Source organism: Xenorhabdus vietnamensis (genome assembly GCF_002127535.1).
Lineage (GTDB): Bacteria > Pseudomonadota > Gammaproteobacteria > Enterobacterales > Enterobacteriaceae > Xenorhabdus > Xenorhabdus vietnamensis.
The window spans coordinates 412,361-426,446 of sequence record NZ_MUBJ01000001.1; the positions used below are offsets into that span (position 1 = coordinate 412,361).

10 protein-coding genes are annotated in these 14,086 nt (G+C 41.5%); 5 read left to right on the forward strand and 5 right to left on the reverse strand.

The features are described 5' to 3' along the window. Positions 1-35 precede the first annotated feature (35 nt). A complete protein-coding gene (locus tag Xvie_RS01775) occupies positions 36-1,724 on the reverse strand; it encodes a condensation domain-containing protein (protein WP_086107676.1) in 1,689 nt (562 codons plus the stop codon). Positions 1,725-2,223: 499 nt separating this feature from the next. Further along, entirely contained in the window at positions 2,224-3,057 is an 834-nt protein-coding gene (locus Xvie_RS01780; RefSeq protein WP_086107677.1) for a MurR/RpiR family transcriptional regulator, read from the reverse strand. Between the two features lie 285 nt (positions 3,058-3,342). On the opposite strand from Xvie_RS01780, the gene Xvie_RS01785 reads away from it, so the two are divergent. Continuing rightward, the gene (locus Xvie_RS01785; protein WP_086107678.1) at positions 3,343-4,854 is read left to right on the forward strand and encodes a CoA-acylating methylmalonate-semialdehyde dehydrogenase; all 1,512 of its coding nucleotides are present in this window, start codon (positions 3,343-3,345) and stop codon (positions 4,852-4,854) included. A gap of 7 nt (positions 4,855-4,861) precedes the next feature. Next, positions 4,862-6,811, forward strand: coding sequence for a 3D-(3,5/4)-trihydroxycyclohexane-1,2-dione acylhydrolase (decyclizing) (gene iolD, locus Xvie_RS01790; protein ID WP_086107679.1), 1,950 nt, complete (start codon positions 4,862-4,864; stop codon positions 6,809-6,811). A gap of 103 nt (positions 6,812-6,914) precedes the next feature. Here iolD and Xvie_RS01795 read toward each other — a convergent pair whose 3' ends face one another. From Xvie_RS01795 to Xvie_RS01805, 3 genes are all read right to left on the reverse strand, one after another. After that, positions 6,915-7,436: a peptidoglycan DD-metalloendopeptidase family protein gene (locus Xvie_RS01795; RefSeq protein ID WP_086107680.1), complete on the reverse strand. Its 522-nt coding sequence runs from the start codon at positions 7,434-7,436 to the stop codon at positions 6,915-6,917. Between the two features lie 240 nt (positions 7,437-7,676). Further along, a complete protein-coding gene (locus Xvie_RS01800) occupies positions 7,677-8,228 on the reverse strand; it encodes a serine hydrolase domain-containing protein (protein WP_167376214.1) in 552 nt (183 codons plus the stop codon). Then, positions 8,225-8,656 carry a serine hydrolase domain-containing protein gene (locus tag Xvie_RS01805; RefSeq protein WP_086107682.1) on the reverse strand — a complete coding sequence of 144 codons (432 nt, stop codon included), beginning with the start codon at positions 8,654-8,656 and terminating at the stop codon, positions 8,225-8,227. The genes Xvie_RS01800 and Xvie_RS01805 overlap by 4 nt, the downstream gene beginning before the upstream one ends. 401 nt (positions 8,657-9,057) lie before the next feature. Between Xvie_RS01805 and iolG the strand changes: the two genes are divergently transcribed. The 3 genes from iolG (at position 9,058) to Xvie_RS01820 (ending at position 14,074) form a co-directional block, all read left to right on the forward strand. Then, a complete protein-coding gene (gene iolG, locus Xvie_RS01810) occupies positions 9,058-10,044 on the forward strand; it encodes an inositol 2-dehydrogenase (RefSeq protein WP_086107683.1) in 987 nt (328 codons plus the stop codon). A gap of 265 nt (positions 10,045-10,309) precedes the next feature. Next, entirely contained in the window at positions 10,310-11,986 is a 1,677-nt protein-coding gene (locus tag Xvie_RS01815; protein WP_086107684.1) for a solute:sodium symporter family transporter, read from the forward strand. 183 nt (positions 11,987-12,169) lie between these two features. Next, positions 12,170-14,074 carry a bifunctional 5-dehydro-2-deoxygluconokinase/5-dehydro-2-deoxyphosphogluconate aldolase gene (locus Xvie_RS01820; RefSeq protein WP_086107685.1) on the forward strand — a complete coding sequence of 635 codons (1,905 nt, stop codon included), beginning with the start codon at positions 12,170-12,172 and terminating at the stop codon, positions 14,072-14,074. Positions 14,075-14,086: the final 12 nt, after the last annotated feature.

Consider the following 14,086-nt stretch of genomic DNA (forward strand, 5'->3'; position numbering starts at 1 on the left):
ATCACGATCACGCCGTTGTTTCGCGGGTTGTTAACTTAACTCGCTTCTTTCAGTGAATCGCAGTGCGTTGCATTCAGATATTCCAGCTCTCCATTTGGTAGCCAGCGGACTTGCTCGCCAGTACGGTAGAGCCACTTATCATTGGTATGTTGAACAAACGGATTGGCAATAAGCTGCTTGGCAGCCAAGGCTGGTTTTTCCAAATAATTATTGTCCAGTTCTGGCCCTGATAGATACAGTTCACCACTTAGCCCCATTGGTACCAGCTGTAATCGTTCATTCAGCACATAAGCTTGAACGCCTGATATTTCAGCCTCAGCTGATTGTGATAGCCCGGTTGCTTGTTGATAATGTGTCCGTATTAAATCAATCGTCAGGCTGTTGTGCCGTTTAGCTTCTGTATCTCCTAACTGTTTTAGATTACCGTATTCCAATAATGTTTGTGTTTGCTCAGGAGTTAGTAAAGGAAGTTGTGATATCGGAGTTTCGGGATTGGTCAGTGCATTCACTAACAACTGCTGGAATTGTTCACCCAACGCTCTGATTTGTTTTGCATGGAAAAGATTGGGATGATATCGGATACGAAACGCCCAATGATTCTTTTCCAGATGATATTCCAATATCCACTCTGTAACGGCTAAATCATTATTGAAACGATTACCGTAATTAACTTCACAACCATCTAATTCCAGACTGATGTCTTTAAAACTAGCCTGATTGATGCCGACGTTGAGCTGATTTACGAGATTGAGAGGCACCGCCTGAAATATAGGTAAATTTGAAAAACGCAGATCAGGCTGTGCTTTCAATGATGCGCTATAGTTCAACGTAGCTTGATAGAGAGAATTAAAACTGTCGGTATCATGCAAACGCAGAGGAAAAACGACGGCATTGATTTGAGCGCCAAGCGAAAGAGATGCTCCTTCAGGGGCTGCTATGGGATAGATGAGATGAACTCTACCTGATGGAATATATTGGGCTACTAATGTTGCCCATAACGTTTTAAACACCAGGAATGATTTACAGGGAGCTAAAGATTGTGTGAGATTATTCCAATCTTCTAATGGCACGTTGAAACGAAATTCATTAGGTAATTCAGGCTCACCTATCGCTTGTTGAGACAGATAGGGCAATGGGTTACTGGTAGTTACATCCGACAGGCATTTTTTCCAATATTCTTCGGGGTTATATTTGCTCAATAATTTTAATAGTTGGCGATCTTGTTCAAATTTCTCTGACGCTTGTTGCAAGGTCATTGGGGCATGACGCAGAGGGCGTTGGTTGTACAGATCAGATATATTGTGAAAAAACTCTTCTATACCCTGCGCATCACCAGTAATGTGGTGCAGCACGATGAATAATTGAAATTGTTGTTCTGCCTCTTTGATTAAACCAAATCGAATCAATGGTCCTTTTATGAGGTCAAATGGCTGTAGGGCAAATTGCTTCAATTGTTCTTCATTATTAGAAAGGTGCGTAAATTCAACGACATATGGTTTATCTGAGTCAGAAATCCAATATAACTCATTATCTTTTTCTTCAATCCGATATTTGAAAAAAGGATAAAGATCAAGAAATTCTTGGAGAGCCCATTTTAATTTTTCTTCATCTAAACTTCCCTTAATATTCTGTTCCATAACGATATTATATGTAGATGAGTTAGGTTCAATAACCCATGATTTCCAAAAGAACTGAATAAATGGAGAAGCGAGAATCTTATCCATGTAAATACTCCGCTATAATTCTAAATTATATTCAATACAGCTTGAGCTCTGCTTTTTAAGCATATTCAGTCTGTATTTTTATTAGGTGGAAAAATGGCTATTTAAATCAATTACAACTATGAAGTTGATTGGATAAATAATCACTATTGTAAGAAATAACCTATTGATATTAAATATCATTGCAGCATGGCATTTTAGGCTCTAATAGTTTGATTATTTTGTCTGATAGAGGGATGGTTTTTTCTGTTAATGCATTGGTTGATAATAATTTTATTCATTGGTTAATTGTATTATTATTAAACTATTTGTTTTAATAACCATACCTGTAGATTGGAAGCAATTAAATATTATTTTAAATCAATCATTATTTATAAAATGTTAAGCCTCAAAATTTTAATAGCGGTGATTTAATCGTTTTGGTCATGATTGGCGTGATCACTATGGTAATAAGCCATATTGATCACGTGCTACATTTATTCCGGATTTTATGGATAAGTTTTTATCTTGCATCTCCCTGCCGATACGCTAGTGCTACCGTCAATGACTGCACTAAACACAAGGTTGCAGACTGAGAACGGAACGCATCAACCTGTGCTTCCTTCACTACAAAGCAAACATCACTAAAACTCGCAAGTGGGCTAATTTGGCTATCAGTAATCACAATTTGTTTCGCACCTGCTTGTGCGGCTCTTTCACTAACCATCACCGTTTCTTCGGCATACGGTGTAAAACTGATAGATATCACGACATCTTTGGGACCAATCATATTCATTTGCTCGCGGAACATTCCTCCTAAACCATCGATTAACAGAGGACGGCATTCCAGATGACTGAGGGCATAGGCAAGATATGACGCGACACTGAAAGAACGGCGCAGGCCGATAATATAAATATTGTGGGCATTCGCCAGCAAACTCACTGCCTTATTCAAATCTTCTGCGGGTGTGCGGGCTGCGAGTTGCTGCATGGCCTGAGCATTGGAATGAGCAAATTCCTGCAAAATATGTTGAGGCTCTTCTGGTATCTGATGGTTGTTATCCAATTCTTTGAACAACCGTGCCCGATCGGTATAACTGGCTGTTTCTTCTACCAGATTCATGCGGAACAATTGTTTCATTTCATTGAATCCACTGAAATTAAAAGCATTGGCAAAGCGGATCAATGTAGAAGGTGGAACATTGGCTTCTTTTGCAATAACAGCAACAGTATCAAATGCGACACTATTAGTATTATCCAGTACATATCTTGCAACTTGTTGTAACCTTTTACTTAATTCACCATAGCGGGTTCTTACTTGTTCTTGAAGTTCATTCAGATTAGTTGCAGCAGACATCATGCCCCCATAAAGAAATTGTAATGAAATGGATAATTCATTCATCCTCAGGCAATTATGCTTGATACAGGCGAAGATGCTCGCAAGTTGCCACTGTGTAATGAATGTAATTGCATAAAAATAGCGTGTTGATCACATTAATTAAAGGTTATTCCAAATTTCATTGAAAATGAAATATATATTTCATATATCTGTATCACGATGATTCAATGTTTGTAATTCAATCGTAATTTTCTGGTTCAATCGTAATTAGTTCAATCGCAATTGTATTTAGAGAGACTCAGAATGGAACAGATTAAAAACTTTATTGGCGGGCAACTCGTTGATAGTCAAAGTGATCGTATTTCACTTATTTTCAATCCAGCCACAGGGCAGAAAATTCGACAGGTTGCCTTGAGCACAGTTCATGAGACTGAGCAAGCCATTGAAGCTGCTCATCTGGCCTTTAAAGAATGGTCAAAAACCTCTCCATTGAAACGTGCCCGGATATTGTTCAAATTCAAATCGTTATTTGAAGAAAATCGGGATAAATTGGCAAGGTTGATCACTGAAGAACATGGAAAAATCTATTCCGATGCTGTGGGGGAATTAACGCGTGGCCTTGAAGTGGTCGAATTTGCCTGTGGGATCCCTCATCTGCAAAAAGGGGAATACTCTGCCAATGTAGGGGCGGGGGTTGATAGCCACTCCTTGATGCAGCCGTTGGGCGTCTGTGCTGGTATCACGCCATTTAACTTTCCTGCGATGGTGCCAATGTGGATGTTTCCCATCGCATTGGCGACGGGAAATACTTTTGTCCTGAAACCATCTGAAAAAGATCCGTCTCTTTCGATTGAACTGGCGAAATTATTGCAGCAAGCTGGTTTGCCGGATGGCGTGTTCAATATTGTGCAAGGGGATAAAGAGGTGGTTGATGTGCTGCTGACTGATCCTCGCATTCAGGCGGTGAGTTTTGTTGGTTCGACCTCAATTGCGGAATATGTCTATGCCACAGCATCAGCGCATGGCAAACGTTGTCAGGCATTGGGAGGTGCGAAAAATCACAGTGTCTTGATGCCGGATGCGGATATGAATATGGCCGTGAATGCCATCATGGGGGCGGCTTTTGGTGCAGCGGGAGAACGCTGCATGGCATTGTCTGTTGTATTGGCTGTTGGGGATGAGATTGCAGATAAATTAGTGGAAAAACTCCGATATCAAATCAGCCATATGTCTATCGGTATCGGTATTACCGAAGGAAAAGAAAATGATATGGGGCCAGTGATATCTGAGCAGCATAAGGCAAAAATCTGTGACTACATTCGTAGTGGTGTAGAGCAGGGCGCAAAATTGCTGGTGGATGGGCGGGGATATCAGGTAGCAGGTTATGAAAATGGTTATTTTGTGGGGCCGACACTGTTTGATTATGTCACGCCAGACATGAAAATTTATAAAGAAGAGATCTTCGGCCCTGTTCTTGCTGTTGTCCGCGTATCTGACTATGACACTGCATTGAAATTAGTTAATCACCATGAATATGGCAACGGGGCGGCAATTTTTACCCGTGATGGTGAAACCGCCCGCCAATTCAGTGAAGATGTGCAAGCCGGTATGGTTGGGGTAAATATTCCCATTCCGGTGCCAATGGCATTCCATAGTTTTGGTGGCTGGAAGCGTTCCATTTTTGGGCCACTGAATGTACACGGTAATGATGGTGTGCGCTTTTATACTCGCATGAAAACCGTCACTAGTCGTTGGCCTGCCAGTGTACGTTTGGAACATCATGAGAGCCACTTTGTAATGCCAACGATGGAGTAGCTATTTCATGAACAACAGATCAACAAATACGAAGAAAATGACAATGGCTCAGGCCTTGGTTAAATTCCTTAACCAGCAATATGTCAATGTTGATGGAGAGGAATATCCCTTTATTCGGGGTGTCTTCACGATATTTGGTCACGGGAATGTGGTGGGATTAGGGCAAGCATTGGAGCAGGAACCGGGGCACCTTCGCGTTTATCAGGGCTGTAATGAACAGGGAATGGCACATATTGCGACGGGGTTTGCCAAACAGAAAAAACGTCAGCAGATTTTTGCCGTAACCTCTTCTGTTGGTCCCGGAGCGGCCAATATGGTAACAGCTGCCGCAACTGCAACGGCGAACCGTATTCCATTGCTGTTATTACCGGGAGATACCTTTGCTTGTCGTCAGCCTGATCCTGTTTTGCAACAAGTTGAACAATATGGTGATGGCACTATCAGCACTAATGATTGTTTCCGGCCAGTATGCCGTTATTGGGATCGCATTTCCCGACCAGAGCAATTAATGACAGCTATGATCCATGCCATGCGAGTATTGACTGATCCGGCAGATACCGGTGCTGTCACAATTTGTCTTCCGCAAGATGTTCAGGGAGAAGTATGGGATTATCCCGATTACTTTTTCCAAAAACGGGTTCACCAGATTGAACGCCGTCCCGCTTCTCTGGGGCGGATTCAAGAAGCAATCGCACTGATTAAGCGCAAGAAAAAGCCATTGTTGATTTGTGGTGGTGGGGTACGTTACTCCGAAGCACATGCGGCTTTTCGTCATTTTGCTGAAACATTCAATATCCCGTTTGCTGAAACTCAGGCGGGGAAAAGTGCAGTCGTGGCAGTCCATCCATTGAATTGTGGCGGAATTGGCACGACAGGTGGTTTGGCAGCGAATCAGCTTGCCAAGGAAGCCGATTTGATTATTGGTGTTGGTACTCGTTTTACCGATTTTACGACGGCCTCAAAATCTCTGTTTCAACACTCAGAAGTTGAATTTCTTACTATCAATGTAGCGGAATTTGATGCCTTTAAACTGGATGCTGTTGGCGTACTGGCGGATGCCCGTGAAGGGCTGAATGCCATTGCACAGGAGCTATCAAAAACAGCATGGCATTCAGAGTGGCAGCAAGAAATTGTACAGGCAAAAGCAGCCTGGCAGCAGGAGTTAGAACGCTTGTTTTCCATTCAGTATCAGGCCGGATGCAAGCCAGAAATCACAGGGCATCTGGACGATAAGCTGGAAGAGTACAGCGAAACACTGCAAACCAATCTGACCCAAACCCGCGTGCTTGGCCTGATGGATCAATATTTGGAGCCTAACGCCATTGTTGTGGGAGCTGCGGGATCTCTGCCGGGAGATTTACAGCGCATCTGGCAACCTAAAGTACCTGATACTTATCACCTTGAATATGGTTATTCCTGTATGGGATATGAAATTGCTGCATCGCTGGGGGCAAAACTTGCCTGTCCAGAACAGCCAGTTTACGCAATGGTTGGTGATGGTTCATATCTGATGTTGAACAGTGAATTACAAACGGCTATTCAGGAAAACATTAAGATCACCGTACTACTGTTTGACAATGCAGGGTTCGGTTGCATCAATAACTTGCAGATGAGCCAAGGTATGGGAAGTTTTGCTACGGAAAATCGTTATCGCAATCAGCGAAGCGGGAAATTGGACGGTGCTCTGATACCCGTAGATTTTGCTAAGAATGCGGAAAGTTACGGTTGCAAAAGTTATCGGGTGCATGATGAGCAACAATTGATTGCCGCTTTGCAGGATGCGCAGAAGCAGACATGTGCAACGTTGATTGATATTAAAGTACTTCCCAAAACGATGACTCATGATTATGGATCATGGTGGAGAACAGGAACCGCACAGCTTGCTGATAATCCAAAAGTTACTGAATCGGCGGAGAAAATCAGGGAATATGTGGAGAAAAAAGTGCGTCAGTATTAATCGGTACTGGATATTTATTTAATCAGGGCCATGCTCAAAAACCTCACGTACTGTATGTACGATGTACGTGAGGTTTCTGCGCGCAGTCTATTTGAAAAACGGCTCAAATTGGTCTTTTTTTATCATGGTATGGTTTATTTGGGGGTAACAATTTTCGTGGATCAACAGAGATTCCATTTTTCCTGATTTCAAAATGCAAGTGTGCTGAAGAAGCATCTTCTCCTATGGTGGCTATCTTATTCCCACGTAAAACGGTATCTCCTTCATTGACCAATACAGTGTTATTGTTCGCATAAGCACTAAGGAAAGTATCATTGTGTTTAATCACAATCAGATTCTTGTAGCCTCTGAGATCATCGCCTACATAGACCACCTGACCATTTTCGGCAGCCAAAACATCTTGACCACGCTCGCCTAATATATTTATTCCCGGTTCATTTTCATTAAACTCTATTTTTGTTCCCAACGTTGGCCATATCCATTGGTTAACTTCAAGTGCTTGATCATATATATCGGATTTTTTCTCTTCTGCCTTATTTTGTGCACATGCACTGATTAGCGCAGAAATGAAAACTAGAAAAACTATTTTTTTACAATTCATTAATACATTAAAAACATTTTTCATTTTAATTTCCTTTTCATCAATTTGTGGAACACATTGTTTACCTTGTCCATATTATTGTAAATCTACGGCAGCAGATTATTTTTAATATTCCCAGAAAGTTTAATTTCGTTAATAATCCTCACATAATATGTGTATATTTTGTATAAAAATACATCTAATATGATGGCTGATTGCCATGCCAGGCATGGGTAAAATCAATAAAATACTATGTCAATAAAATGCTATGTCAATAAAATAATACTATAATTTCTCTATCAGCTTAGGAAATATATTTTCCTCCAACAATGAAAATAAATTTTTCCATATGTTAACTTTATTATAACGGCCACTGAAAATAACAATAGTAGACTCTATTTCAGGAATAATTAATAATATTTGTCCACCATTTCCAAATGCAGCATACCAATCATATTGATGACCATTTATAGGGGAGGTATATTTATCAATATACCAAAGATAACCATAATACTCTGTCCCTGTAAAAAATCGTGGTTTAAGGGATTCTTTTATCCATGTGGCATGGACTATATTATTTCCTGCCCATTTGCCTTCATTTAATATCAATTGACCTATTTTTAATAAATCTCTTGCGGTTAGGTGTAATCCAGAATCCGCAGATGCGACCCCATCTATTCCTTTATGCCAATGAAAATGCTTAATACCTAATTTTTTAAACAATACTTCATTGGCAAATTCAGGCAAAGGGCAATCTGTGTATTTTTCTATTATACGACCTAAAATAGCCGTACTTCCTGCTGAGTAACACCATGTTTTACCAGCTTTATCTATCACTGTTTTGGAAAAAATATATCCATACCTATTTCATCATTTCTGATATCGTGATAAGAACAATCTTCACTCCATTCTATGCCCATTGTCATAGTAATCGCATGTTCTATATTGATATGATCAAAACTATCGTTCTTACGATATTCGGAAAAGTGTTCGATTATAGAGCTTTCTAAATGAGGAACATTCTTATACTCCAAGGCCAGCCCATATAAAATAGATACAATACTTTTTGTTACTGATCTTATGTCATATAAGGTATCTTGATTGAAATCTATCTTACCAATATCTTTTCCCCATAATTCGTCATGACCTGAGAAATATCCTTCTGTTAATAATATTCCTCTCTGGCTAACCAGTAACGCATGTACATGTTCAAAAACTTCGTCATTTGGAGATAAACTTATTTTGTTTATTAGAAAATTTCTCATACATATCCTTAAAAGATATTTTTATGGAAATCTAGCTTTTTTAATTTATTAAAAAATCATATTTACTAAAAAAAACGATAATTTACTCAAAATGACAGAGATGGAAAATAATTAACAATGATAACAATTCATTTTCACTTATAGCTTTCTGATGACATCAAACTTGATGATGAACAGGTTGTCGCTGGTTATACCAGCCCTCACTTCTGCTCCTTTTGTGATTAACCCGACTGTTCTCATAAATCATGAAGGAAATTGACGGTAAGTTGCCCTCAGATGAAAGTTATATGAGCCAGCTCTAAAAAATAAAATTTTCAAATAAAACAAAATTGAAATAAATATTTTATTTGGTATGTTTTTATCCACACCAAAAGCAGATACTGAGGTATCAAGGAGCATTCATGTTCAACATTGCATTATTTGGCGCAGGGCGAATTGGGCAGGTTCATGCTGTGAACATTGCCAATCATCAAGAAACTCATCTTTATTCTGTGATAGATCCACATCTGGCAAGTGCTGAAGCATTGGCATACCAATATCAGGCCAAAATACAGACTGCCGAAGAAGCGATGTCAGATCCTGAAGTTCATGGTGTTTTGATTGCATCAGCAACAGATACTCATGCTGATCTGATCGAATTGGCTGCCCGGCACAATAAAATGATTTTCTGCGAGAAACCGGTTCATCTTGATCTTGAACGGGTTCATCAGTGTCTTGCAACGGTAAAAGCGTGTCAGGTTCCTCTGTTTGTCGGGTTTAATCGTCGTTACGATCCGCAATTCCGTCGGATGAAAAACCTGCTTGATGCTGGTGCGGTTGGCAAAGCGGAATCTCTGCTCATTACTTCCCGTGATCCTTCCCCTCCATCCACAGATTATGTACGTGTGTCTGGCGGCATGTTCCGGGACATGACCATTCATGACTTTGATATGGCGCGTTTTATCATTGGCGAAGAACCATGTGCTATTTATGCTCATGGCAGTAATCTTGTCGATCCGGCCATTGGTCTGGCTGGCGACATTGACACTGCGTTTATTGTCATGAAATTCCCATCAGGAGCAATGGCGGCCATCACTAATAGCCGCCGTTCTGGTTATGGCTATGATCAACGCTTGGAATTGCATGGCGAAAAAGGGCTTTTGACTGCTGGAAATATTAAAGAAAACAGTGTGGAGTTTTGGGGAGAAAGTGGTTGTACCACAGCCAAGCCAGAGCATTTCTTCTTGCAACGTTACCGTGACGCATACATTGCGGAATGGAGCCATTTTGTTGATGTCATGGCTGGCAGGGTAATACCAGAAACCAGCGGCATCGATGGAGAACGGGCTTTATACCTTGCAGACAGGGCGCTCGAATCCCTTCAATCCGGTAAAGAAATCAAACTATAACGATAAGATTCAAAAATACTATTGCTGGAATGTTTATTTCATAAAAACAACATGTTTGTTCCAGCATTCATAACAACCATAACCGCGGCAGACCGTTTCTATGCACAATAAACTTCGAAGTATGGCATGGCGGTAAAGGAAAAGATCCTCAGGAGCATCGTTATTTCCACAAAATAAGAACAGGAAGATTATTTTCAATAAGTTGTTTCCAATAGCTTGGTCTACTCATTGCTGTTGAAAACGGTTAATCAGGGTGGAGGGATATATGTCATCTTTTCTTTCTTTCATTGGTTTTACCTTGCTGGTAGCGGGATTTGCTTATTACAAAACGCGAAACAAGCATTTAAGTGATTCGACCGAAGGTTATTTTCTTGGCGGGCGTTCCCTGACCGGAATATATATTGGCAGCTCCATGTTACTAATGAATTTGTCTACAGAACATTTGGTCGGCTTAAACGGATTGGCGTTCAAAACCGGGTTTATTGTTATGGCTTGGGAAGTGATTGCAGCTTTAACTATTGTCTTATTTGCCATTTACTTTTTACCAAAATATTTGAAATTAGGCATTTCTACCATCCCAGAATATCTTGAACGCCGATTTGATAAAAATACTTTACTGATTACATCAATTCTATTTTTGGCGATGTATGTGATCTCATTATTACCCATCGTTTTGTATACAGGAGCTATTGCTCTGGAAAGTCTGTTTCAGGTTTCCCAAGTTTTTCAGGTTGATAAAACCACCGCGCTCTGGATCATGGTTTGGGGAATGGGAGGGCTTGGGGCTATTTACGCAATCTTTGGCGGAATCAAAGCGATTGCGGTTGCTGATACCATTAATGGTGTTGGCTTGATTGTGGGCGGCCTGATGGTAACTGTGTTTGCCTTATTGTATGCAGGGGATGGTAGTGCATGGAAAGGTTTAACTGATGTTTATCAGGCTCATCCAGAAAAATTCAATTCTATTGGCAGTGAAGACTCACTTGTTCCGTTTTCGACTCTGTTCACGGGGCTGATTGTCTCCAACATGTTCTTTTGGTGTACCAATCAATCCATTGTACAAAAAGCATTGGGTGCCAAGAATCTGGCGGAAGGACAAAAAGGCGTAATGCTGTGCGCCTTATTTAAACTCATCATTCCTTCCATCATTATTTTACCGGGGATAATTGCATTCCATATTTTCAACGGTCAAATGGATAATCCAGATAACGCTTATCCTGCATTGGTGCAATTAGTATTGCCCAAAATTCTGATTGGTTTCTTTGCTGCGGTTGTTGTGGGAGCCGTATTCTCAACATTCAGTGGTGGCCTGAACTCTTCCGTAACATTATTTACCGTCAATATCTACAAGTCACGGATCAACCCAAATGCCACTGAAACGCAGGCTGTGGCTGTAGGTAAATATCTGGGGATCGGACTCGCATTGGCAACTATGATCATTGCCCCACTTGTCGCTAATGCGCCTGACGGTTTGTTCTACTTGATCCAGCAGTTACAGGGCATTTTCAATGCCCCGATCCTCAGCGTGGTTCTGGTTGGATTGATGGCAAAACGTGTTCCCCCGATCGCAGCAAAATTGGGACTGTTGTTCGGTATGTCGGCTTACATCATTTGCAACTTTATCCTGAACATCAATATTCACTTCTTCCATCTGGTTGGCATTCTGTTTGTCCTGAATATCATCTTCATGTTGACGATTGGTTATTTCTTCCCTGCTGAATCTTATCAAGAATTGTATACAGAACAGGTGGATATTACTCCTTGGTCGATAGTGAAACCGATAGGATGGCTAATTACACTGGCTGCTATCTCCATGTATGTTTTTCTTGCTGAGAACGCGCCAACTTATGTGATGGCTCTTTACTGTGTATTTGCAGCCAGCATTTTGAGTTATGTCTTCTACCAGATAGGCCGGACATTGTTTAAATCGGACATTGTTTAAACGTCCAGTGGCGGTAAATACATCGGAAAAAGTAAATGCATCAGAAAGATAGAAAATTCACCACAAATCTCAATTGGTTATCTGGAAACCTATCTAAGAACCTAGATGAAATTAATTAAATTCTGGTGTTAAGCAGAATCAAAGGGTTAACGAAATATACCCTAATCCGCTAAGAGGTGAATTATGGAGCAGCATAGAAAGTTTGATGTTATCTGCATGGGACGTATCGCAGTTGATCTGTATGGCCAACAAATTGGTTCCCGCTTGGAAGATATGGGAAGCTTTTCAAAATACTTAGGTGGGTCTTCGGGAAATGTCGCGTACGGAACCGCACGTCAGGGATTAAAATCCTCAATGCTGGCAAGGGTTGGCGATGAACATATGGGACGCTTTCTACGTGAGGAACTGAAGCGGGTTGGCTGTGATACCAGCCATTTGATCACCGACAAAGAGCGGTTGACAGCTTTGGTTTTACTCGGCATTAAAGATAACAAAACTTTTCCGCTGATCTTTTATCGCGATAACTGTGCAGATATGGCAATCACCCGAAATGATTTCAGCGAAAATTATATTGCCTCTGCCCGTTGTCTGGCGATTACCGGAACCCATCTTTCTCACCTACAGACTCGTGATGCTGTCTTGACTGCACTGCAATATGCCCGTCGTAATGGTGTCAAAACCGCCATTGATATCGATTATCGTCCAGTATTGTGGGGGCTGACTTCACTTGGAGACGGTGAAACCCGTTATATCGCTTCAGGGCAAGTAACAGCGCGATTGCAGGAAGTACTCTCTCAATTTGACTTAATTGTAGGGACGGAAGAAGAGTTTCACATTGCTGGTGGATCTACGGATACAGTCGAAGCCCTGCGTCAGGTTCGGGAGTTGACGGCAGCAACATTGGTTTGTAAGCGTGGCGCTTTGGGATGTTCGGTATTTACTGCCAATATTCCCGACACCTTGGATGAGGGGATTACCGTACAGGGTGTTCAGGTAGAAGTCTTGAACGTTTTGGGGGCGGGTGATGCCTTTATGTCTGGTTTATTGCGCGGCTACCTTAATAACGAAAGTTGGGAACAGGCTTGCATCTATGCCAATGCTTGTGGCGCTTTGGTTGTTTCCCGTCATGGTTGTGCGCCCGCCATGCCAGATAAAACGGAGTTGGACAATTATCTAATGCGGACAACAGAAGTGCCACGCCCTGATTTAGATTCACATCTTAACCATCTGCATCGGATTGGTAACCGTCACAAACAATGGGATGAATTATGTGTTATGGCATTTGACCATCGCATCCAGTTTGTCGAAATGGCTCGCAAGGTAAATGCCAGTCTCGATCGAATTCCACAACTGAAAAAGCTCTTATTCCGTGCTAGTCAGGAAGTCAGCACAGAAGCCCGTTTGGAAGGAAAAGCGGGAATATTGTGTGACAGTAGTTTCGGTCAAGACGTACTGAATGCCGCAACAGGGAAGGGGCTATGGATTGGCCGTCCGATTGAATTGCCCGGTTCCCGACCGCTTTGTCTTGAACACGGCAATATTGGTTCCCAGTTGGTTAGTTGGCCGCAGGAACATATCGTGAAATGCTTAGTATTCTTTCATCCAGAAGATGACCATCCATTACGTTTAGAACAGGAAAAAACCGTACAGGAAGTCTATGCCGCTTGTTGTCAATCCGGTCATGAAGTGTTGCTGGAAGTTATTTTGCCAGTAGACATGCCCCATTCTGATGAGCTTTACCTACGTGCACTCCAGCGTTTTTACAACCTTGGCATTAAACCAGACTGGTGGAAATTACCACCAATGCAACCTGCAACCTGGGATCAACTCACTGTATTAATTGAACAACGCGATCCTTATTGTCGTGGGGTAGTAATTCTTGGTCTTGATGCCCCTGAAACGATCTTGAAGGCCAGTTTCAATGCGGCGGCAGGTAAATCAATCGTCAAAGGTTTTGCCGTTGGAAGAACGCTGTTCGGTCAGCCGTCATTGCAATGGCTGGCGGGAAAAATTGATGAGGAAACGCTTATCCTGAAAATAAAAACCAATTATCACAACCTGATTCGCTACTGGCGTCAGCGCGGATAGGAAAAATAAATA

What these genes read in the sequence shown, in the direction of transcription:
- Xvie_RS01815 (WP_086107684.1), top strand. Translation starts at nt 10,310, where the DNA reads ATGTCATCTTTTCTTTCTTTCATTGGTTTTACCTTGCTGGTAGCGGGA.
- Xvie_RS01820 (WP_086107685.1), top strand. Translation starts at nt 12,170, where the DNA reads ATGGAGCAGCATAGAAAGTTTGATGTTATCTGCATGGGACGTATCGCA.
- Xvie_RS01785 (WP_086107678.1), top strand. Translation starts at nt 3,343, where the DNA reads ATGGAACAGATTAAAAACTTTATTGGCGGGCAACTCGTTGATAGTCAA.
- Xvie_RS01795 (WP_086107680.1), bottom strand. Translation starts at nt 7,436, where the DNA reads ATGAAAAATGTTTTTAATGTATTAATGAATTGTAAAAAAATAGTTTTT.
- Xvie_RS01805 (WP_086107682.1), bottom strand. Translation starts at nt 8,656, where the DNA reads ATGAGAAATTTTCTAATAAACAAAATAAGTTTATCTCCAAATGACGAA.
- iolG (WP_086107683.1), top strand. Translation starts at nt 9,058, where the DNA reads ATGTTCAACATTGCATTATTTGGCGCAGGGCGAATTGGGCAGGTTCAT.
- Xvie_RS01780 (WP_086107677.1), bottom strand. Translation starts at nt 3,057, where the DNA reads ATGTCTGCTGCAACTAATCTGAATGAACTTCAAGAACAAGTAAGAACC.
- Xvie_RS01775 (WP_086107676.1), bottom strand. Translation starts at nt 1,724, where the DNA reads ATGGATAAGATTCTCGCTTCTCCATTTATTCAGTTCTTTTGGAAATCA.
- iolD (WP_086107679.1), top strand. Translation starts at nt 4,862, where the DNA reads ATGAACAACAGATCAACAAATACGAAGAAAATGACAATGGCTCAGGCC.